15 protein-coding genes are annotated in these 22,604 nt (G+C 51.9%); 5 read left to right on the top strand and 10 right to left on the bottom strand.

The features are described from left to right. Positions 1-261 precede the first annotated feature (261 nt). From sslE to glcD, 7 genes are all read right to left on the bottom strand, one after another. A complete protein-coding gene (gene sslE / locus A9180_RS16450) occupies positions 262-4,806 on the bottom strand; it encodes a lipoprotein metalloprotease SslE (protein ID WP_064529681.1) in 4,545 nt (1,514 codons plus the stop codon). A 495-nt stretch (positions 4,807-5,301) separates the two neighbouring features. Then, positions 5,302-6,984: a glycolate permease GlcA gene (gene glcA, locus A9180_RS16440; RefSeq protein WP_000259282.1), complete on the bottom strand. Its 1,683-nt coding sequence runs from the start codon at positions 6,982-6,984 to the stop codon at positions 5,302-5,304. Between the two features lie 355 nt (positions 6,985-7,339). After that, positions 7,340-9,511 (bottom strand): malate synthase G, encoded by a 2,172-nt coding sequence (gene glcB / locus A9180_RS16435; RefSeq protein ID WP_064529679.1) that lies wholly within the window; start codon positions 9,509-9,511, stop codon positions 7,340-7,342. Between the two features lie 21 nt (positions 9,512-9,532). Beyond that, complete coding sequence (locus tag A9180_RS16430; RefSeq protein ID WP_064529678.1) at positions 9,533-9,937, bottom strand: heme-binding protein; 405 nt, start codon at positions 9,935-9,937, stop codon at positions 9,533-9,535. Positions 9,938-9,941: 4 nt separating this feature from the next. Then, complete coding sequence (glcF, locus tag A9180_RS16425) at positions 9,942-11,165, bottom strand: glycolate oxidase subunit GlcF (protein WP_064529677.1); 1,224 nt, start codon at positions 11,163-11,165, stop codon at positions 9,942-9,944. A gap of 10 nt (positions 11,166-11,175) precedes the next feature. After that, a complete protein-coding gene (gene glcE / locus A9180_RS16420) occupies positions 11,176-12,228 on the bottom strand; it encodes a glycolate oxidase subunit GlcE (RefSeq protein WP_064529676.1) in 1,053 nt (350 codons plus the stop codon). Continuing rightward, complete coding sequence (gene glcD / locus A9180_RS16415) at positions 12,228-13,727, bottom strand: glycolate oxidase subunit GlcD (protein ID WP_064529675.1); 1,500 nt, start codon at positions 13,725-13,727, stop codon at positions 12,228-12,230. Before glcD ends, glcE begins: the two co-directional genes overlap by 1 nt. 250 nt (positions 13,728-13,977) lie before the next feature. Between glcD and glcC the strand changes: the two genes are divergently transcribed. Continuing rightward, positions 13,978-14,748 carry a transcriptional regulator GlcC gene (gene glcC / locus A9180_RS16410; RefSeq protein ID WP_064529674.1) on the top strand — a complete coding sequence of 257 codons (771 nt, stop codon included), beginning with the start codon at positions 13,978-13,980 and terminating at the stop codon, positions 14,746-14,748. 62 nt (positions 14,749-14,810) lie between these two features. On the opposite strand, the gene yghO is transcribed toward glcC, so the two are convergent. Further along, on the bottom strand, positions 14,811-15,953 hold the full coding sequence (yghO, locus tag A9180_RS16405; RefSeq protein WP_064529673.1) for a protein YghO: 1,143 nt from the start codon (positions 15,951-15,953) through the stop codon (positions 14,811-14,813). A 363-nt stretch (positions 15,954-16,316) separates the two neighbouring features. On the opposite strand from yghO, the gene A9180_RS16400 reads away from it, so the two are divergent. Genes A9180_RS16400 through spt form a run of 4 tightly spaced genes read left to right on the top strand, consistent with a single transcriptional unit; the run spans position 16,317 to position 20,413 of the window. Continuing rightward, a complete protein-coding gene (locus tag A9180_RS16400; protein WP_206748689.1) occupies positions 16,317-18,050 on the top strand; it encodes a fatty acyl-AMP ligase in 1,734 nt (577 codons plus the stop codon). Next, positions 18,047-18,961: an NAD-dependent epimerase/dehydratase family protein gene (locus A9180_RS16395; RefSeq protein WP_064529672.1), complete on the top strand. Its 915-nt coding sequence runs from the start codon at positions 18,047-18,049 to the stop codon at positions 18,959-18,961. The genes A9180_RS16400 and A9180_RS16395 overlap by 4 nt, the downstream gene beginning before the upstream one ends. Before the next feature lie 31 nt (positions 18,962-18,992). Beyond that, on the top strand, positions 18,993-19,241 hold the full coding sequence (locus A9180_RS16390) for an acyl carrier protein (RefSeq protein ID WP_001697422.1): 249 nt from the start codon (positions 18,993-18,995) through the stop codon (positions 19,239-19,241). Further along, positions 19,241-20,413 carry a serine palmitoyltransferase gene (gene spt, locus A9180_RS16385; RefSeq protein ID WP_064529671.1) on the top strand — a complete coding sequence of 391 codons (1,173 nt, stop codon included), beginning with the start codon at positions 19,241-19,243 and terminating at the stop codon, positions 20,411-20,413. Before A9180_RS16390 ends, spt begins: the two co-directional genes overlap by 1 nt. A gap of 36 nt (positions 20,414-20,449) precedes the next feature. Here the strand turns inward: spt and lptG are convergent, their stop codons facing one another. Both lptG and lptF read right to left on the bottom strand, forming a co-directional pair. Further along, a complete protein-coding gene (gene lptG, locus A9180_RS16380) occupies positions 20,450-21,529 on the bottom strand; it encodes an LPS export ABC transporter permease LptG (protein ID WP_064529670.1) in 1,080 nt (359 codons plus the stop codon). Next, positions 21,526-22,596 (bottom strand): LPS export ABC transporter permease LptF, encoded by a 1,071-nt coding sequence (gene lptF / locus A9180_RS16375; RefSeq protein WP_064529669.1) that lies wholly within the window; start codon positions 22,594-22,596, stop codon positions 21,526-21,528. The genes lptG and lptF overlap by 4 nt, the downstream gene beginning before the upstream one ends. Between the last annotated feature and the right edge of the window lie 8 nt (positions 22,597-22,604).

Here is a 22,604-nt window from a genome sequence, read left to right as displayed (position 1 = left end):
GCCAACGCAAATAATCGCGGCTTTCCCCGTCTGTAGGCCCGATAAGCTGGCGCATCGGGCATATGTGTTAACCCGATGCGCCTTATTTCATGCCGGATGCGGCGCGAGCGCCTTATCCGGCCTACGGGTGTCTGCCAGCGCAAAGAATCGCGGCTTTCCCGTCTGTAGGCCCGATAAGCTGGCGCATCGGGCAAATGTGTTAACCCGGTGCGCCTTATTTCATGCCGGATGCGGCGCGAGCGCCTTATCCGGCCTACGGGCTTACTCGGCTGACATCTTATGCTCGGTAACCTGATTAATGGTTTCCGGCCCTTTTACCGGTTTCGGCAGACCAAGCGACGCCAGCGTCTTGTAAGCCGACTGGCTCACACCGCCTTCGAAGCTCATCTCGCTCGCTCCCGGAAGCTGGTAAGCATTCGCGCCCGGATTCCATTTCTTAAAGAACGCCGAAAGATCCGTCTGGGCTACCCAGGAGGCGCACAGCATCAGCGTGTCCGCAGCGTTACCGTTGGATTCGGCACAGTAATTTCTTTCGCCAAACTTGGTTTTACCAACCTCATCGCCGCGCGCTTTACGGTGCATCAACTGGAACAGGTTCCAGCCTTTCATCCCTTCACGATCGCTGTAGAACGCTGGCAGTTGCCCCTCTGGATACCAGTTCTTGATATCAAAGTTTTTCTCTGCCCACTCTTTCAGCTGTGCGTACATCAGCAGACGGTCACCCGCACCGCCGCGCGCCCATGCCTGACCGTTGCTCTCGTTCAGATATTCCGGCGCAACGGTAATATCTTCAGCGACACGGTTCATCTTGCCGAGATAGCGATCCTGCATGTACAGCGCCAGCACGTTGTTCGCGACTTCAGTTGCGCCCGGTACAGTCAACGGCGTTTCTGCAGCGTTGTGCCCTACTTCGTGCCAGATCAACCAGTCGTTCAGCGGCGTCGTCGGCAGCGTGGTGCTGTTCGTCGAGAAGCTGCTGTTCATTACCGGATAACCAGAGTGCGCATCACCAATGGAGATCTGCACATCGTTGGCGAAACGATGTTTATGCCCTGGCAATGCTTCATAGGTAAACATCCGGTGGTTACCACTTTCGCCATCACGACCGTAGAAGTCATTCATCGAGCTGGCAAAGGTATCCAGTTCCTCAGCGAATTGTTTCAGACCGCCCTTGTAATTGCTGGCCTCAAGGTTCTTCTTCGGCGTGGTATAGACGAAAGAGTCTGACTCCAGCTCGCCCAACGGCGCAGGAGATTTCAGATCGTTTATCCATTTACCGTCTTTATAGAACGGCGCTTTCACCACACCAGTAAAGTTGAATTCAGCTGATTTCTCCTCCTTGCTGTCGCCCTTGATATAAATCAGACCACCGTAAGGAACCGTAAACTTCACCTCACCATTGGCTTTCAGATCATAGGTTTTAGTCACTCTTGGCGGACGGTTCAGAGCAACTTCATGCTTCTCACGTCCGGTCAGGTCGTCAGCCAGCGCCACGGTGACAGTTACAGGAACGTTCGCATTGGACTTAATGGTGACCTCTTTCTGAGCCGGAGCCCACAGACCAGTAGACTGCATGTTACCCGCAAACCATTTGGTCGGATTCGAGTACAGGCTGATAGTTTCAGTAACCTCCTGCCCCTCTTCCGATACCGCCCCCGGATACTTCTCGACATCAACCTTAATGTTCAGATCCCACCAGGAACGGCCCAGCATCAGGCGTGTCAGCGGTTTTTCCATATAGTTGAGCGGATAGCTCGGATTCATCATGCCCGCTTTATTAACGCTCTTCTCGCCGTAGATCATGTTGTTATCGACCAGCGATTTTTTCAGCTCATCAGAACACTGCGTGCCGCCAGTATAGGCATTGTTGGCGTAGCAGTTCAGGAACTCGGTGAACGTTTTAAAGCCCAGCTCGTCTTCCTTGCTGCTGTCATAGCTATATTTAATGTCGTTCCACAGCCAGACCGACATGTTCTGGTACAGACGTTCCAGATCGACGCTGCTCAGACGCTCACCTTTGCGACCATTGGTACGGAAGTAAAGCTCATGCTGATACAGGCGCTGAATGTTGGTTCCCAAATCCGCTGCCTGTAGCATCGCTTTTGCAGTGTCGGCGCTGAGATTCAGTTGCGTATAGCGCGGAACATACATGCCACCAGTAACCGGAACCCCCGTGCCAGGACGATGTTCCAGGCAGTTGATTTCGTAGTGGTAGTCAGGATCCTTACACACCTCTAATCCAGGAAATGCCTTAATGATTTTTGCCTTGGCCGCCTCAAGAGATTCTTTTGTTTCATGCTCTGCCTCATCGATAAAGGCATAGCGCTTGACCTGTTTGCCATCAACATCTTCCAGCCAGCTGGCCACTTCCAGTTTCGGCTTGTCATCAGGCTTATTTTCTTCCTGATATTTCCAGGTCACTTTCCCCGTATCTGGGTCGATGGTGTACGGCGGCTGCGCACCGTCTGCGGCTGGATAACGTTCATATACCCAGATACCTTTTTCGCGCTGCTGACGAACGCGATCCGGATACCCTTGAGGATCGTTATTCACCACCGACTTGTTCAGTGCCATTGACAGGCCTGCGGCATCCAGCAGACGCACAAAGCCAGACGCGCTCTCTTCCTTAAGATTGCTCATCACGTTTTCCATGATCAGCACCGAGCCACCTTTGTTCATATAGGCGATCAAATCGGTCACATCCTGCTGAGTCAGCTTCGGTTTGCTGGTATCTGCACGCAGAGGCACTGCATAGGGATCGCCCCCCACCTGAGTCACATACTCAAAGCCGTTGAGGATCAGCAGCGGCATTTTCTGCGGATCGAGATCGCCATAGCTACTTAAATGCTCAACGGAGATACCCGCAAAATCCGGATGGAAGCCGAACTCAGCACTGTTTCCTGTAACCTGACCATGACGTTTGAAATAGACGGTATCCAGGTTGGTACCTACGGTCATGCTGGTTTTCGCGTCTGGTGTCCAGCTATTGTTAGACAAATAGCGCAACACGTTCTGCATAAAGTGCTTCATGTCATTTGAATCACTGTTACGCATACACTGACCGCTTTTATCAACACCGCCTTCCCAGCTGTAACCATTCGGACAGCGGAGAATGCTGTTGTAGTGCGGGTTACCGATGACCATCAGTTTGCCTTCACCGACTTGCCCCAGCGAGATAAACGGCAGGTTGAAGGTGGCAGTTTCGCGTGTCACGTTCTCCGGGCGCACAATGGAAGGCGCTTCAGTAATGTACGCCAGCTCATTTTTATCCCAGGCGCGTTTTTCGCCGAAGGCCAGCCAGTAGTTTTTATCATTACGCGCCATCAGAATCGGGAACGCCGCGTTGGAAATATTCACCACTGCCTGACCGCGCGCATTACCCGTGCTGCCATAGAAGTTGGTAGAGTCATGGAAGACGTGGAATTTCGTCACAGATTTGTAATCTTCATCCACACCCCACAGCTTGTTGATTACGCCCTGAATCTGACCTTCATTAACATTGCGTGCTGTCAACGAGAACCAACGTTGAGAGTTGCAGCCCCCAAGGGAGTCACAAATTGCTGTATCAATCTCTTTAGCCTGCCCGGATTTAAGCTGCTCAAGAAATTCGTTTTTCCGCTCAAAGGTTTGATCGCCTTCGCTCAACGCCTCACCATTGGATAACGAGAGATTGATAATCTCGTTGATCACGTTGGGATATTCAGCAAAGACCTTACGCACTACGTCCGGCACTTCACGCTCATCATTTTTTCCGGCCTGGGAGTAACGATGAATAAGCTGATCGATATTCGCGCCGCGAACTTCGTCGCCCAGTTCCGTCAGCGCAATAGTCGACTTGTTACCGCGCACTGAGCCCAGTTCAAAGGTGTCGATGCCAAAGGAGATGGTTTCACCCCAGCTGAAGTTGAATTTGCCGTTTTCGCCAGTTACGCCACGGCCTGAGCTGGTGTAGTAATTGACGCCAACCACACCATTGCCCATGCTATCTACCAGTCGACCTTCGGAGAGAATGATTTCCGTAGGTTGATACTGATAAAACTGTTCCGCGTTAGCCGACACGAAGGAGGCGTTCAGATCCGGTTTTGTTCCCGGCGTGGTGACTGGCACGACCGGTGAAGTATGAGTGGATGGCGCTTTATCGGTCGCGGCATTGTTTTCCACCTCTTCATTGACCAGCTTTTTGAACTCTTCCGGTGCCAGATCGATTTGCTTATACAGCGAGTCAAAGCGTTTACTCTCGATCACCGAGGAGAACGTCAGGCAAACCTGCTCTGTATCCGCCGGACAACTGTTCATGGAGGTTACCAGCGAGAGCGCATTGCTTTTCTTGTCGTCGGAACCCGCCAGTTCTTGCGCGTCCTCAAGGCTAAATGACACTTTTTCAACCGCACGCAGGCTACGCGCGGCTTCTGACTGGGTGTCGAAGGTGGCAATTGTCGTGTTGTTCCCTGCCACACAGGTGACTTTGTCGCCTGGCGTAAAGGTAAAGCCGTCGCTGGATTCACCATTACATTTAGCACCAGTTACCCGCTGGCTTCCGCCCAGGGTCAGGTAACCTGTTTTCGTAGGAACAGGTTCTGGCTCCGGTTCTGGTGTTGGCTCTGGATCAGGTGTCGGGTCCGGAGTAGGTTCAGGCTCCGGGGTTGGCGTTGGATCGGGTTTCACTTCCGGCAAAGCCCCTGTTCCAGAATCTACAGGCGGGTTATCGGAGGAAGAACCTGAACCGCCGCCATCACAACCGGTTAATAAGGTTGCGCTTAAAATAGCCGCTAAAAGCGATTTTTTATATTTAAATTTCTTATTCATTAATAACGCAAGTGACAAAAAGTAGTTAAAAAATTCGTAACTGAGGAAATAGTTTTATGTTTTATCTTCTCTAATAACTTCCTCCATTCTTAAAAAAACTGCATTATTGATAACGAAACAGGTGAAATTTATAAGAATATCCCCTATTCGAGGTCAGACAGGGTATTCATAAAAAGATTCAACAAACAAAAAAGTAACAATTATTCACAATGTAACTATCCCAAGTTGTTGATAGTTTTAACGATTGCGATTGCAAAAGCAACAGATAGCACGGTGTTTACTCATCAAGCGAACACAATTAATACAGACTTGTTTTGCGTGGCAAAAAAATAGATGTTCTCACTCCCTTAATTATTTAGCGAGTTATCTGAACACGAAATATTATTTACACATGGATAATAAACCACGAAATGATTTTGCAATTATTTAGTCAGGATAATGAAACGAGAGTAGAAAGAAGCCGGATGATATTTACGATCATCCGGCTTTATTGATTTACGAAACTAACATCCCGGTAAACACATACGCCTGCAGCAGGGTGATAATGCCGATAACGCTGGCAAAAATCAGACTGTGCTTCACGGTGTAGCGGAACAGTTCAGATTCTCGGCCCACCATGCCCGTCGCGGCGCAGGCCACGGCGATAGATTGCGGGGAGATCATCTTGCCGGTTACGCCACCGCTGGTATTTGCTGCCACCAGCAGAGTGTCAGAGACGTTAATTTGCTGTGCGGTGGTTGATTGCAGTGAACCAAACAGGGCGTTAGAAGAAGTGTCCGAGCCGGTAAGGAAGACCCCCAGCCAGCCGAGGAATGGCGAGAAGAACGGGAACATCACGCCTGTACCCGCCAGTACCAGCGCCAGCGTGGTGGACATACCGGAATAGTTGGTCACGAAGGCAAATGCCAGCACCATGCCAATCGACAATATCGGCCACTTCAGGCTAATTAGCGTTTCTGCAAAGACGCCAATACCTTTCTTGATCCCCACGCCGAGGATGAAGATAGAGATAATCGCCGCAATAAAAATAGCGGTGCCGCCAGCGGAGAGCGGGTCGAATTTAAACACCGCATCCATTGGCGTTGGCTGGGCGACAATTGGTGCAGCTTTCAAGACTTGTTGATGCAAATGGGGGATCTGAAAATTAATCACCAGCGAATAAAACGCGCCGCCCGGAGCAAATAACGCTTTAAACGGTTTCATGGTCCAGATGGTGACCAGTACCGTTAAGATTAAAAATGGTGACCACGCGCGAATGATTTGCCCAAGGCTATATTCTGAGGGTACTGGGCCGCCAGAAGATGGCTTATTCACTACCATCGCACCTGCGGATTGCCCCATGCTGATTGCCGTTTCAGTATTTTTTGGCCGCCAGACTTTAAGGAATAAAGAGAGTGAGACGATACTTACCAGCGCCGAAGTAATATCCGGCAGCTCAGGACCAATGTAGTTAGAAGTAAAGAACTGGGTAACCGCAAAGCTACCACCCGCAACCAGCGCCGCTGGCCACGTCTCTTTCACCCCTTTCCAGCCGTCCATCATTGCCACCAGCCAGAACGGCACCAGTACCGACAGGAACGGCAACTGCCGTCCCGCCATTGCGCCAATGTCGAACGGGTCAATGCCAGTCACCTGCCCGGCAACCAGAATAGGCACGCCCAACGCACCAAACGCCACCGGCGCGGTGTTGGCTATCAGACACAGTCCCGCCGCGTATAACGGTTTGAAGCCCAGCCCCACCAGCAGTGCGCCAGTAATCGCCACTGGCGCGCCAAAGCCCGCGGCACCTTCTAACAGCGCGCCAAAGGAGAAACCAATCAGTAACACCTGCAAACGCTGATCGTCGGTGATGGAGATAACCGAGCTGCGGATAATATCAAACTGACCGCTGGCAACGGTTAATTTATACAGGAATACCGCCGCGACAATAATCCAGGCAATAGGCCATAATCCATAAATAAAGCCATAGCCCGCAGCAGCAAATGCCATATCAATCGGCATTTTAAAGGCGAATATCGCAATCAGGATAGATAATATAAGGGTTATCGCTCCGGCGACATGTCCTTTCAGACGTAATACCGCGAGTGCAACGAAGAAGAATATTATCGGGATCAGGGCAACCAGAGCGGATAGCCCTAGTCCTCCCATCGGCATATACATTTGAGTCCAGGTAACCATATTGTTCAGTCTCTTATTATCTTTATATGCTTGATATGACTAAGGTTGTAATAAGCAAAAGAGGACTGAACTGTAAAATATAGGCGTTATACTTTACAGCAACAGTACGCTGCTAACGCAATTGCTACCTCTGGCATAACAAGTATATCGGGTAAGGGTTTCTGTTCCGCACACGCAGGCGCAGAGTATCGTTAAGATGTCCATATTGTTGTTTTAGGCCCGCTAGTAATGCGCTACGGGTATTTAATTTTGTTAAACCCTGATAATCGCTCCGGTTATTTCCGGGATAAATGTACTACCGCAGTTACTATAATAGCCCCGACAATAAAACTTGCCGGGGCTTTTTTTGACGCTATTAATGACTTTCTTTTTCGCGTAAACGCCAGGCGTGTAATAACGGTTCGGTATAACCGTTTGGCTGTTTCACACCGAGGAAGATTAAATCGCTGGCGGCTTTAAACGCACACGAGTTAGCGAAATTCCCCACCATCGGACGATACGCCGGATCGCCAGCGTTTTGCTGATCAACCACCTTCGCCATATTCTCCAGCGACGCCTGCACCTGTTCTTTAGTCAGAATGCCATGGCGTAACCAGTTGGCAATATGCTGGCTGGAGATGCGCAGCGTTGCGCGGTCTTCCATCAGCGCCACGTTGTGAATATCCGGCACTTTTGAACAACCAATCCCCTGCTCGACCCAGCGCACCACGTAGCCCAGAATTCCCTGCACGTTGTTATCCAGCTCTTGTTGGATCTCTTGCGCCGACCAGTTAGCGTTTTCAGCAACCGGAATGGTCAGCAGATCGTCCAGCAGCGGTTCAAATTCAGCATTGAACTCGGTCTGAGCAATGTTAGCTTGCACGCTCTGCACGTTGGTTTGGTGGTAATGCAGCGCATGCAGCGTAGCCGCGGTTGGTGACGGAACCCAGGCCGTGTTCGCCCCGGCACGTAACTGATCGCCCTTCTGGCTGTACATGTCTGCCATCAGGTCCGGCATTGCCCACATTCCTTTACCGATTTGCGCTTTGCCACGCAGCCCGCAGAACAGGCCGGAGAGCACGTTGTTGCGCTCGTAGGCTTTGATCCACGGCGTCGATTTCATCTGGTTTTTACGCAGCATTGGCCCAGCTTCCATCACCGAATGCATTTCATCGCCAGTACGGTCGAGGAAGCCGGTGTTGATAAACGCCACGCGGTTGCTCGCCTGAGCGATACAGCTACGTAAGTTCAGCGAGGTCCGGCGTTCTTCATCCATAATGCCCATTTTCAGGGTGTTCGGCGCCATACCGAGCATTGTCTCAATGCGAGTAAACAGTTTGTTGGCGAACGCCACTTCCTGCGGACCGTGCATTTTCGGTTTCACAATGTAGACGCTGCCGGTGCGCGAGTTTTTCTGCACTTTTAAGTCGTAGAGGGCAATCGCGCCAGCCATGACGCCATCAAGAATGCCTTCCGGGATTTCATTGCCTTCGCTGTCCCAAATTACGGGAATGGTCATCAAATGACCTACGTTACGGATAAACAGCAGCGAGCGTCCGTGCAGAGAAATTTCAGAGCCATCGGCGGCGGTGTACTGACGATCGTCATTCAGTTTACGCACGATCTGCCGACCGTTTTTCTCCATTTTCTCTTGCAGAGTCCCCTGCATCAGGCCCAGCAGGTTGCGGTACAGCAGGATTTTATCTTCCGCATCAACCGCCGCGACCGAGTCTTCACAGTCGAGAATGGTACTGATGGCGGCTTCGACGATTACGTCGTTAATATGCGCCGGATCGTCTTTGCCAATCCGCCCGTTGGCATCAATTTGCAGTTCAATATGCAGACCATTATTTTTCAGCAAAATGCAGGTCGGCGCAGCGGCATCGCCACGGTAACCGACAAACTGCGCCGGAGTACGTAACGTGGTTTCTGTGCCATTTTTCAACTGGATGCGTAATTGTTTGTCGACCACCTTAAACGTCGCCACATCCTGATAGCTGCCATTTTCCAGCGGTAGTGATTCATCGAGGAAGCGACGAACCCAACGAATAACCTGTTCACCGCGCTGCGGATCGTAGCCGCTGACCATCGCCCCTTCCTGCGGGATGATGTCGCTGCCGTATAGCGCGTCATACAGTGACCCCCAGCGAGCGTTCGCCGCGTTCAGCGCGTAACGGGCGTTCATCGCCGGAACCACCAGCTGTGGCCCCGCCTGATGGGTAATTTCACTGTCGATCCCCGTGGTTTCCACCGTAACGTGGTCCGGCTGCGGTACGAGATAGCCCAGTTCACGCAGGAAAGATTTATAAGCCGCTTTGTCTTTTACCGGCCCCGGATTGCTGCGATGCCACTCGTCGAGCGCAGCCTGAATGCGATCGCGTTCTGCCAGTAATTGACGATTTTCTGGCGCCAGATCGTGAACGATCTCATCAAAATTGCGCCAGAACGCGGCAGCGTCCAGTTCCACGCCCGGTAAAACTTCTTCATCCACAAAACGTTTAAAGTCGGCGTCAATGCGTAAACGGCCCTGGGTTATGGTTTGACTCATTGTTTATCTCCTCGTTTTCGCTTATTTCGCCAACACCGCTGCTGCCGCTTTCGCGACCTGCGCATCCTGTGCTCCGGTTAAACCAGAAACGCCCACGGCACCAATAATTTGTCCATCAACAACAACCGGTACGCCGCCTTCCAGCGACGTCAGTAACGGCGCAGTCACAAACGCCGCGCGTCCATTATTTACCATCTCTTCATAGCCCTTGGTTTCGCGGCGCCCCAGCGCGGCGGTACGTGCTTTCTCCTGGGAGATATAGGCCGCTATCGGCGCGCAATCGTCCATGCGACTCAATGCCAGCAGATGACCGCCGTCATCAGCAACAGCAATGGAGACAGACCAGTTATTTTTCTGCGCCTCTTCCTGACCTGCGGCAATAATTGCACTCGCCATTTGCTGGCTAAGAATGACTTTAGTTTTCATTTTGTTATTCCTTTTCAAGGGCTTGCTCTACAATTTCAATCCAGTGACGCACAGAGGTACGACCGGCGCTCGCCAGATGCGTCTGGCAACCGATGTTGGCGGTGACGATCATTTCCGGTTTGCCGCTTTCCAGCGCATTCATTTTGTTATCCCGTAGCTGGCGCGCCAGATCGGGATGCGTTAACGCATATGTTCCCGCCGATCCGCAGCACAGATGGCTGTCGGGAACGTCGGTTAAGGTAAATCCCAGCCGCAGTAACACTTTTTCTACTTCGCCATTCAGCTTTTGCGCATGTTGCAGAGTGCACGGGCAGTGAAAGGCCAGTTTTTTATCACCGCGAATCGCCAGCGTTTCCAGCGGCTCCTCACGCAAAAGTTCGACTAAATCGACCGCCAGCTTGCTGACCTGACGCGCTTTATCGGCATACAGCGCATCGTTTTTCAGCATCTGCCCGTACTCTTTGACGAACGCACCGCAACCGCTGGCGGTTTGCAAAATCGCCTCAGCCCCCGCTTCAATCGCTGGCCACCAGGCATCGATATTATTTCGCGCGCGCGCTAGCCCTTTTGCTTGCGCATTAAGATGATAGTCCACCGCACCGCAACAGCCCGCTTCGCTGGCAGGCGTGACGCTGATCCCCAGACGATCCAACACCCGCGCGGTTGCCGCGTTAGTGTTGGGCGAAAGCGTAGGCTGGGCGCAGCCTTCCAGCATTAAAACCAGACGCTTATGGCGCAGCGGTGGACGCGGTTTGGCTTTCACGGTTTCAGCGGGCAGTTTTGCTTTTATCTGTTCCGGCAGCAGTGGTCGCAGCACCAGCCCTACCTGCGTCAATGCGCGAAAGATCGCCGGACGCGGCACCACCTGACGCAGCCCTTCGCGCAGCATTCGCTCCGGCAGTGGACGTTTCACTTTCTGCTCGACAATATCACGCCCGATATCCAGCAGAGTGTGATAGCGCACACCAGAAGGACAGGTGGTTTCACAATTACGGCAAGTGAGACAGCGATCGAGATGCTCCTGCGTTTTAAGCGTGACTTCGTTGCCCTCCAGCACCTGCTTAATCAGATAGATGCGCCCGCGCGGCCCGTCCAGCTCATCGCCCAAAAGCTGATAAGTTGGGCAGGTTGCGGTACAAAATCCGCAGTGGACACAGGCGCGCAGGATGCTGTCGGCTTCCAGCGCCCGCGCGTTCTGGCGCATCTCCTCGGTTAATCGGGTTTGCATAGCCTGCTCCTCAAAGTTCCGCGTACATGCGACCGGGGTTAAACACGCCGCAAGGATCGAGCTGCTGTTTAAGCTGCTGGTGATAGCGGAATAAAGGAGCCGGTAGCGGGGCAAAGCCGCCATCTCCGGCACTAAAACGGGTAGCATGTCCGCCAGCGTTGCTGGCGATACGATGGATTTGATTGTCATCGGCTGTCGATTTCAGCCAGCGTAACGCCCCGCCCCAGTCGAGCAGTTGCTCGCCGGGTAAATCCATCATTGGCGAATCGGTGGGGAGTGAAATGCGCCATAAAGTACCTGGTAACGAGAAGAACGGCAGTTGTTGTTCACGCAATTGCTGCCAGAACTGACCCGCAACCTCTTCGCCCCCCAGCAGTTCACGCGCCGCTTTTACCGATCCTTCACCGCCTTCAAGGCGGATCCACAACGCGTTATCGAAGTAACATAAGCCACTAATAGGTAACGGCAGGAGTTGCCACTGGGCGATTTCGTTCATGGCTTCACGTAGGCTGATTTCCCGACGCAGGCTCAGGGTGGCGCGCGGTCGCGGCAACACTTTCATCGAGATTTCAGTGAGCACGCCAAGACAACCGTAGCTTCCGGCCATTAACCGCGAGAGATCGTATCCGGCGACGTTTTTCATCACTTCGCCGCCAAAGCGCAGATGTTTTCCAGTGCCGGTAATGATGCGCGTACCGAGGACAAAATCGCGTACCGATCCGCTCCACGGGCGACGCGGCCCCGCCAGCCCGCAGGCGACCATCCCGCCCCAGGTGGCTTCTTCACCATAATGTGGCGGCTCGCAGGGCAGCATTTGCCCGGCGCTCTCCAGCGCAGCTTCAATCGCCACCAGCGGTGTTCCGGCACGCGCGGTGATCACCAGCTCCGTCGGGTCGTAATTAACAATGCCGCGATGACAACGCACATCCAGCGTTTGCCCGGTGACAGGGCGACCTAAAAAGGCTTTGCTATTGCTGCCTTGAATTACCAGCGGCGTTTTATCGCTAATCGCCTGATTCACCTGCTCCAGCAGCGCCTGGCTGTAATCGCACTCGCGTAGCATCAGAAACGCTCCAGTTCAGGGAAAGGTAAATGACCGTGATGCACGTGCATGGCACCAAATTCAGCGCAGCGGTGCAGTGTGGGAATGTTTTTCCCTGGGTTCAGCAAACCATCCGGATCAAACGCCGCCTTAACTGCATGGAAGGTAGTGATTTCATCGCTGTTGAACTGGGCACACATTTGATTAATTTTTTCCCGTCCGATGCCATGCTCCCCACTAATGCTGCCGCCCACTTCGACGCAAAGCTCGAGGATCTTCCCGCCCAGCGCTTCTGCGCGGGCAAATTCGCCAGGTTCGTTGGCATCGAAAAGGATTAACGGGTGCATGTTGCCGTCTCCGGCATGAAAGACGTTGGCAACGCGTAAATCATATTGCTGCGATAAACGGGCAATGCCTTCCAGTACGCCAGGCAGCGCGCGGCGTGGGATGGTGCCGTCCATACAGTAGTAATCCGGGGAAATGCGCCCCACTGCCGGGAAGGCGTTTTTGCGGCCAGCCCAGAAACGTACGCGCTCCGCTTCATCCTGCGCCAGACGGACGTCAGTCGCGCCCGCTTTCAGTAAGATGTCGTTAACTCGCTCGCAGTCTTCCTGTACATCAGACTCCACGCCGTCCAGCTCACACAATAAAATCGCTTCGGCATCGACGGGATAACCGGCATGAATAAAATCTTCCGCCGCGCGGATCGACAGGTTATCCATCATCTCCAGCCCGCCGGGGATAATGCCATTGGCGATGATGTCACCGACGGCGAGTCCGGCTTTTTCTACCGAGTCAAAGCTGGCTAACAACACGCGCGCCACGGGCGGCTTCGGCAGCAGTTTTACCGTCACTTCGGTGGTCACGCCTAGCATGCCTTCCGATCCGGTAAACAGCGCCAGCAGGTCAAAACCTGGCGAATCCAGCGCGTCCGATCCCAGCGTCAGCGCCTCGCCTTCCAGCGTTTGCACTTCAATTTTCAGCAGGTTATGTACGGTAAGCCCATACTTCAGGCAGTGGACGCCTCCGGCATTTTCCGCCACGTTGCCGCCAATGGAACAGGCGATTTGTGAGGAAGGATCCGGCGCGTAATAGAGATTATGCGGCGCTACGGCCTGGGAGATCGCCAGGTTACGCACGCCCGGCTGCACGCGTGCACGGCGCCCAACGGGGTTAATGTCGAGGATCTCTTTAAAGCGCGCCATCACCAACAACACACCTTTTTCCAGCGGCAGCGCGCCGCCAGAAAGCCCGGTGCCTGCGCCACGGGTCACCACCGGTACACGCAGACGGTGGCAAACAGCCAGAATCGCCGTCACTTGTCCCATCTGCTTAGGCAGAACAACCAGTAATGGACGCGTGCGATACGCGCTCAACCCGTCACATTCGTAAGGAGTGATCTCCTCATCGGTATGCAGGATTTCCAGTCCAGGGACATGCTCACGCAGTGCCATCAGTACCGATGTGCGGTCGACATCGGGTAAAGCGCCATCAAGACGCTCTTCGTACAAGATGCTCATGAGTAGGGTTCGCTTTGTTGTGTTGTGTGGCAGCTGATTTTTGCGCGCTGCTTCTGTGAACAGTTATTAAGCGGGCTTTTTGTTTTCGTCTATCTCTTTAGCTACCGGTCAGACCATTTTTTTTCCATCTCTGTGACTTCGCATTGGTTAACTCAATGTTAAATTGATGTAACATAACCACTTACGTGATGTACGTGTTTCGCGAATCAAGAACAGAAAAATTGGTCCTACCTGTGCACGAGGTCCGGGAATGAAAGATGAGCGTCGCCCTATTTGCGAAGTGGTTGCAGAGAGTATCGAACGGCTAATTATCGACGGCGTGCTGAAGGTCGGTCAGCCGCTTCCTTCGGAACGTCGGCTGTGTGAAAAACTCGGCTTCTCGCGTTCCGCATTGCGTGAAGGGCTGACCGTGCTGCGCGGACGCGGGATTATTGAAACGGCGCAGGGGCGTGATTCCCGAGTAGCGAGGCTTAATAGAGTGCAGGACACCAGCCCGCTGATCCATCTGTTCAGCACGCAGCCACGAACGCTGTACGATCTACTCGACGTTCGCGCATTGCTGGAAGGTGAATCGGCAAGGTTGGCGGCTACGCTGGGAACCCAGGCTGATTTTGTTTTGATAACCCGCTGTTATGAAAAAATGCTCGCCGCCAGTGAGAACAACAAAGAGATTTCGCTGATCGAACATGCGCAGTTGGATCACGCTTTCCATCTTGCGATTTGTCAGGCTTCCCACAATCAGGTGCTGGTGTTTACGCTGCAATCATTGACCGATCTGATGTTTAATTCGGTGTTTGCCAGCGTAAATAATCTCTACCATCGACCACAGCAGAAGAAACAGATCGATCGCCAGCATGCGCGGATCTATAACGCGGTTTTGCAGCGCCTGCCGCACGTCGCCCAACGCGCCGCCCGCGATCACGTGATGACCGTGAAAAAGAATCTCCACGATATCGAACTGGAAGGCCACCATTTGATTCGCTCGGCGGTACCGCTGGAGATGAACAAGGGGGGAATGTGAGCCGCGTTTTCCCCCTCTCCCCGAGGCCAGGAGACTGTCCGTGCACTTATTGATACCTGCCGTTAAATCTGCTTTTCATACAATCGGTAACGCTTGTACGGCTCCGCCCCAATGCGTTCCAGCATGTTATTCATGCCGGTATTGGTTTCGAGGATCCATGACATTTCCAGCGCATCAATCTTCCGGCGGGCAAAGGGATCGCGTAAGGCTTCAATCAGCAACAGCGCAATCACCGGGCCGATGCGGCTAAACTGATACTCGTCACGCACGCCCATCAGTGGCACTCGTGCGGTTCGCATACCGCTGACTTTTAAGCGCCACAGCAATTTTGCCCAGCCAAAGGGAAAGAGCGATCCGTTCAGATCGGCAATCGCCTCGTTGATGTTCGGCAAGCCGACAATAAACGCGCAGGGAGCAGAATCAATCTCGGCGATGTAGATCATATCGTCCGGCACCAGATACTTAAGTTGATCGCCCATGATTGCAAATTCGCGTTCGGTAAACGGCACAAATCCCCAGTTGTGCTGCCAGCCAGAGTTGAAAATCTCACGCAGGATCTGCATTTCTTCGGCGAACCGCTGGCGATTAATACAGCGAATGGTCACCTTTTTGCGCACCTGTTCCATCAGTTTTTTTAGCGCCGGAGAGAAAGTGAGATCGGTTCGCTGCATCCACCACGCCAGTAAATCAATGCCTTTGTGATAACCCAACTGTTCGATATGCGCGGCATACCACGGTTTACCGTGCGGCATCATCGCGCTGGGAGGCGTGTCAAAACCTTCAATCAGTAATCCGCTTTCCTGATTGATATTCAGGCTGAAAGGCCCGCTGATCTTACTTGCACCTTGTGACTTCAACCATGCTTCCGCTGCGCCAAACAAAGCGGCAAAAACCTGCGAATCATCAATGGCATCAATCATGCCGAAATGACCGGTATCTTCGCCGTAACGTTCACGATGCAAGGTATCGATTTGCGCAGTAATGCGCCCTACTACCCGCCCTGCTTTTTTCGCCACCCACGCCTGCCAGATAATATGGTCCGTCCCCGGATTTTTCGCTGACAGATGCTCGCTGCGCTCAATGAATAAAGGAGGGATCCAGTTCGGATCATCGGGATAAAGTGACGACGGAAAAGCGATAAATGCCTTTAAGTCGTTTTTATTTATTACTTTTTCAATTTTAATCATCAGCAGATCGCATTCCATATCTTAGTGGATAACAAATAATTAATGCTGAAAATAAACAGCGACGGACGGCTCCTTAATAATCCATCCGGTGAATACAAGAAAAAATTAAATAACATTTATGAATAATTACGATAAAGCAGAGCCACCGTTAGCCGATCAATATTACTATTGTGGACTTAATGCGACCCGGCTGGGCATTATCTTAATATATTCACAAATTAAATATTATTCACAATAAACCGAGTTAAGATTTAAAGTATTATTTTAATCAATGTTCAATATCACACCAATGAAAATACTATCTCATTTATCTTTTATGCATATATAATCCACCGCATTATTGTCACTTTATTTTTGATATCCAATTTTTTCGTGGTGTATATGTCCAATAAAATTTTTACGCATTCCCTACCTATGCGCTATGCCGATTTTCCAACGCTGGTTGATGCTTTGGACTATGCTGCGCTGGGAAGCGCCGGAATGAGTTTTTATGACAGGCGTTGCCAACTTGAAGAAAAATTGGAATATCAGACACTAAAAGCGCGCGCCGAAACAGGAGCAAAGCGACTGCTATCGCTGAACCTGAAAAAAGGCGATCGCGTGGCGCTGATTGCCGAAACCAGTAGCGGATTTGTCGAGGCATTTTTTGCCTGCCAGTATGCAGGATTAGTTGCCGTGCCATTGGCGATTCCAATGGGCGTCGGTCAGCGGGATTCCTGGAGCACCAAACTGCAGGGTTTACTGGCAAGCTGCCAACCAGCCGCGATAATTACTGGCGATGAATGGTTGCCGCTGGTCAATGCCGCAACGCATGATAACCCTGAATTACATGTTTTAAGCCACGCCTGGTTTAAGGCGTTACCGGAAGCTGATGTTGCACTCCAGCGTCCGGTTCCAGACGATATCGCCTACCTCCAGTACACCTCCGGCAGCACCCGTTTTCCCCGTGGCGTTATCATCACTCACCGCGAAGTGATGGCTAATCTACGCGCCATAAGCCACGATGGCATTAAATTACGTCCTGGCGACCGCTGCGTCTCCTGGCTGCCTTTCTACCATGATATGGGGCTGGTCGGTTTTCTCCTGACACCTGTCGCCACGCAGCTTTCCGTGGATTATTTACGTACCCAGGATTTCGCCATGCGCCCGCTGCAATGGCTTAAATTGATCAGTAAAAATCGCGGCACTGTTTCCGTCGCGCCGCCGTTTGGCTATGAATTGTGTCAGCGCCGCGTGAATGAAAAAGATCTCGCTGAACTGGATCTTTCCTGCTGGCGCGTCGCTGGTATTGGCGCAGAACCCATCTCCGCAGAACAACTCCATCAATTTGCTGAATGTTTCCGTCAGGTTAACTTTGACGATAGCGCCTTTATGCCCTGCTACGGACTGGCAGAAAACGCGCTGGCCGTTAGCTTCTCCGATGAAGCCTCCGGGGTTGTGGTTAACGAAGTGGATCGCGACATCCTCGAATATCAGGGTAAAGCCGTCGCGCCGAGTGTTGAGACACGCGCCGTATCGACTTTCGTCAACTGCGGTAAAACGTTGCCGAAACATGGCATTGAAATTCGTAATGAAGCGGGCCTGCCAGTAGCAGAACGCGTGGTGGGCCATATTTACATTTCTGGCCCCAGCCTGATGAGCGGCTATTTTGGCGACCAGACTTCGCAGGACGATATCGCGGCGACGGGCTGGTTAGATACCGGCGACCTCGGTTATCTGCTGGACGGTTACCTCTATGTCACTGGGCGTATTAAAGATCTGATTATTATTCGTGGCCGCAATATCTGGCCGCAAGATATTGAATACATTGCGGAACAGGAACCGGAAATTCATTCTGGCGATGCCATTGCTTTTGTTACCGCTCAGGAAAAAATCATTTTGCAGATCCAGTGTCGGATCAGCGACGAAGAACGTCGCACCCAGCTTATCCACTCTCTGGCGGCGCGGATACAAAGCGAATTTGGCGTTTCGGCGGCTATCGACTTGTTACCACCACACAGTATTCCGCGCACATCTTCCGGTAAACCTGCCCGCGCAGAAGCGAAAAAACGTTATCAGAAGGCCTATGCCGCTAATCTTCATGTGCAGAAATCCCTCGCAGGTTTTGCGCAATGAATCAAACGGTCGCGGTGACGGGCGCTACCGGGTTTATCGGTAAATATATTATCGATAATCTGCTCGCCCGTGACTTTCACGTCCGCGCATTAACGCGTACTCCCCGTGCTCACCATAACGATAACGTTACCTGGGTGCGCGGTTCGCTGGAAGATACGCATTCACTTAGCGAGCTGGTTGCTGGTGCCGGTGCTGTGGTCCATTGCGCCGGGCAAGTACGCGGACACAAAGAGGATGTCTTTACTCGCTGTAACGTTGACGGCAGTCTGCGCCTGATGCAGGCGGCAAAAGAGAGCTGCTTTTGCCAACGTTTTCTTTTTATCTCTTCGCTGGCGGCGCGCCATCCCCAACTCTCCTGGTATGCAAAATCCAAACACGTCGCCGAACAACGACTGGCAGCAATGGCGAACGAAATTACGCTGGGCGTTTTTCGCCCAACCGCAGTCTATGGCCCTGGCGATAAAGAGTTAAAACCCCTGTTTGACTGGATGCTCCGCGGTCTGCTGCCACGGCTTGGCGCACCAGATACGCAGCTCTCTTTCCTGCACGTTACCGATTTCGCTCAGGCGGTAGGTCAGTGGTTAAGCGCCGAAACTGTACAAACGCAAACGTATGAATTATGTGATGGTGTCGCCGGTGGCTATGACTGGCAGCGAGTGCAACAACTGGCCGCAGCCGCCCGTCAAGGAGCTGTACGGATGGTCGGCGTTCCTCTGCCGTTGCTCACCTGCCTTGCGGATATCAGTACCGCGTTAAGTCGCCTGGCAGGTAAAGAACCCATGCTAACCCGCTCGAAATTGGGTGAATTAACCCATATCGACTGGTCGGCAAGTAATAACCGTATTTCTGAAGATATTAATTGGTTTCCCGGGATTAGCCTGGAACACGCATTACGCAACGGGCTATTTTGATTGTCTTGTTAAAAGGTGTGTTAACGTTTCTATGGTAAATCGTGAAATAGTAATGGATTACATCCTTTCCTGTTTACAGGATTTGGTCGAAAACGGTGTGGAAATTAAGCCTGACAGCGATCTCGTCAACGATCTCGGCCTGGAGTCGATTAAAGTGATGGATCTCTTAATGATGCTGGAAGACAGATTTGATATTTCCATTCCTATTAATATTCTGCTGGATGTCAAAACTCCTGTGCAATTAATGGAAACACTACTTCCATGGCTGGAGAACAAATAATGGGACTATACGATAAATATGCGCGTCTTGCGGGCGAGCGCCTGCAATTTAGCGATAACGGGTTAACGCCGTTTGGCACCTGTATTGATGAAGTGTATTCCGCCACCGAAGGCTGTATCGGTAATAAAAAAGTGATCCTGGCCGGGACCAATAATTATCTCGGTTTAACCTTCAATCATGATGCCATCGCCGATGGTCAGGCAGCGTTAGCGACACAAGGCACCGGCACCACCGGTTCACGTATGGCTAATGGCAGTTATGCGCCGCATCTGGCCTTAGAGAAAGAGATTGCTGAGTTTTTCAATCGTCCTACTGCTATCGTTTTTTCAACCGGTTATACCGCTAATTTAGGCGTCATCAGCGCACTTGCCGACCATAACGCCGTGGTGTTGTTGGATGCCGACAGCCACGCCAGTATTTATGACGCCTGTTCTCTCGGCGGCGCGGAGATTATTCGTTTCCGCCATAATGACGCCAACGATCTGGAACGCCGCATGGTTCGCCTCGGTGAACGGGCGAAAGAGGCGATTATCATCATTGAGGGCATCTATAGTATGCTCGGTGACGTTGCGCCGCTGGCAGAAATTGTTGATATCAAACGTCGTCTCGGCGGATATTTAATTGTCGATGAAGCTCACTCGTTTGGCGTGTTAGGCGCAACGGGGCGCGGGCTGGTTGAAGCCGTTGGCGTTGAAGATGATGTGGATATTATCGTTGGCACCTTCAGTAAAAGCCTGGCTTCTATTGGTGGTTTTGCCGTGGGTTCGGAAGCGATGGAAGTGCTGCGCTACGGCAGCCGTCCGTATATTTTTACCGCCTCCCCTTCTCCTTCCTGCATTGCAACCGTGCGCTCATCGTTAAGAACCATTGCCACTCAACCAGAGTTGCGGCAAAAACTGATGGATAATGCCAACCATCTGTATGACGGGCTGCAAAAATTGGGTTACGAATTAAGCTCACATATTAGTCCGGTAGTGCCGGTAATAATCGGTTCGAAAGAGGAAGGTTTACGCATCTGGCGTGAGCTTATTTCGCTGGGCGTGTATGTGAACCTTATCCTACCACCTGCCGCGCCAGCGGGCATGACGCTACTGCGCTGTAGCGTTAACGCAGCCCACAGTCGCGAGCAAATTGATGCCATCATTCAGGCATTCGCTACCCTGAAGCAATAATATTGCCCCGCCATGGTGTTAAACGTCATGGCGGGTTTAATTTTGCCTATCAAATAGATACACCAGAATCAACGCCACCAGTACAAATGCTATAGGTAAACCGAGTGCAGTAACGGGCGCACTCAGCGCAAATAACAATCCCAGATTGACCATGATTTGGTAGCTTATCCAGGTAAGTAAGCCAACGATGACGCCCACAGCAAGACGGCTGCCCATCCCCGGCGAGCGCGGGGCGCTAAAGGTAAAAGGCACTGCCAGTAAAATCATCGCCAGCGTTAAAATCGGATTCCCCAGCTTTTCCCATAATGCCAGGCGATACTCACTGCTCGGTTGTCCAGTTTCCTGCAAGTAATTGATGTAATGGTTGAGCTGACGAACGGAAAAGCTATTGCCCGGCATCGACAGTTCTTCAAGATTCATACTGGTGAATGTCGATTTCCAGGCAAGATTATCTAATGTTTCCAACGTTTCTTTGCCGTTCAGCCATTTTTTATGATTCACACCATGCAGGATCCACGTTTTATCGTCTTCAATAGTGGCACTGCGCGCGTAAATGTAGGATTCGAGCGAGAGATCGTCACGGTAATGAAAAATCTCCACCCCCACCGGCTGGCCCTGTTCGTTTAGCGATTTCACCGTCACAAATTCATTGCCGTGTCTGGCCCACAGCATATTGCCAGTAATGTCATCGTCTTCCCCTAACGCGGTGGCGGTCGATTTGAGTTGCAGCGCCTGTTGCTGCAATGGCGACGCTACCCACTCATCAATCGCGCCTAACGAGACAGCCCACAGAATACCAGCGACCAAAACCACCATCGCAATACGAAAAATGGAAAAACCTGTGGTGCGAATGGCGGTAAGTTCACTGTTCTTCGACATCTGCCCAAGACCAACAATCCCGCCTAATAAGGCGATAAACGGTCCAAGATCGATGAGCGTACGCGGCAAGGTCATCAACACTACCATCATCGCCTGGGTCCAGCGATAACCGCCGGGACTGACATCATCCAGTTCGTTAATCAGGTTAAACGTAGTGAAAAGTGGAAGCAGTAATCCAGCCGCAGCCGTAAACCCGAGAAACACGTGACGTATCAAATAGCGACTAAAAATATTCATCGGAAGTATTTCTGCAACAAAGAGAAGTCGCGGGCGATGAGCAGCAGCAAGCCGATCAACATCACGCCGGGTATCAACCACAATCCTGGAATAAGAGGGATCGCGCCGTTAGCCACCAGCGTACGGCAAACATCGCCGCCATAAAAAATAGCAATAAACAGCAACGTCAGTGGCAGTAACGTAGAAAATCGCCCCTGGCGCGGTTTTACCCGACTTAAAGAGATGGCTAACAGAGCCATCAATAACGCAGTCAGTCCACGGCTTTGTCGCCATTGCAGTTCGGCATGATCGGCAGGAAAGACTGAGCGCGCCAGTTCCGCGACCGATTTCGCTTTGCGTTTGACGTTGGGGCTTTGATCCAGCGGATTCAGATGTAATTGCAGATTACGGTAGATCTGTTCGTTGTCGTCACGGCCCTGATGATCGAGAAGATAAGCGGTCCCGTTATGCAACATAACGGTAGGTTTCTCGGGTGATGAGTCAACCACATCAACCGAACGGGCGCGGAAAATGCGGGTTCGATTGGCGGTAGAGGTGTAAATCAGCGCGTCAGTCAGGCGATTATTGTCTTGATCCACCGTCTGCGAAAGGATCATTCGCCCGTTATCGTTAGTATTAAATTTCTTTGCCCGCAATTGGCGAACATCCAGCTCCGACTGCGACTGTTGCTCCAGTTGATAAATCTGCGCATAAGCCCAGGGACGGCCATACATCGACAGAAGGGTGACAAAAATACTTAACGGTATCGCCAGATAAAGAACGGCTTTGTACAAACGTGTCGGACTGGCGCCCGCCGCAGAGATAGCGGTAATTTCCGAGTCGGTATACATCTGCCCAAGCGTCACGCCAACCGACACATACAGGCCAACAGGTAACAACATCTCCAGTGCAATCAGCACCTTGTAGAAAACGATATCCAGCACAACATCAAGAGCTAACGTCCCATTTGCCGCTTCAGTCAGATAACGCTGTGCGGAGTAGCTGGCGAAAATAAAGATCAGAAAACCGACGATAATCAGCACCAGACGGCGCGTACCACGCATGATGTAGTGTTCAACCAGCTTCATCTCACTAA

The organism is Escherichia sp. B1147 (assembly GCF_001660175.1).
Lineage (GTDB): Bacteria > Pseudomonadota > Gammaproteobacteria > Enterobacterales > Enterobacteriaceae > Escherichia > Escherichia whittamii.
The sequence above is the reverse complement of the archived record's forward strand: the minus strand, read 5'-3'. Positions and strand labels throughout refer to the sequence as shown.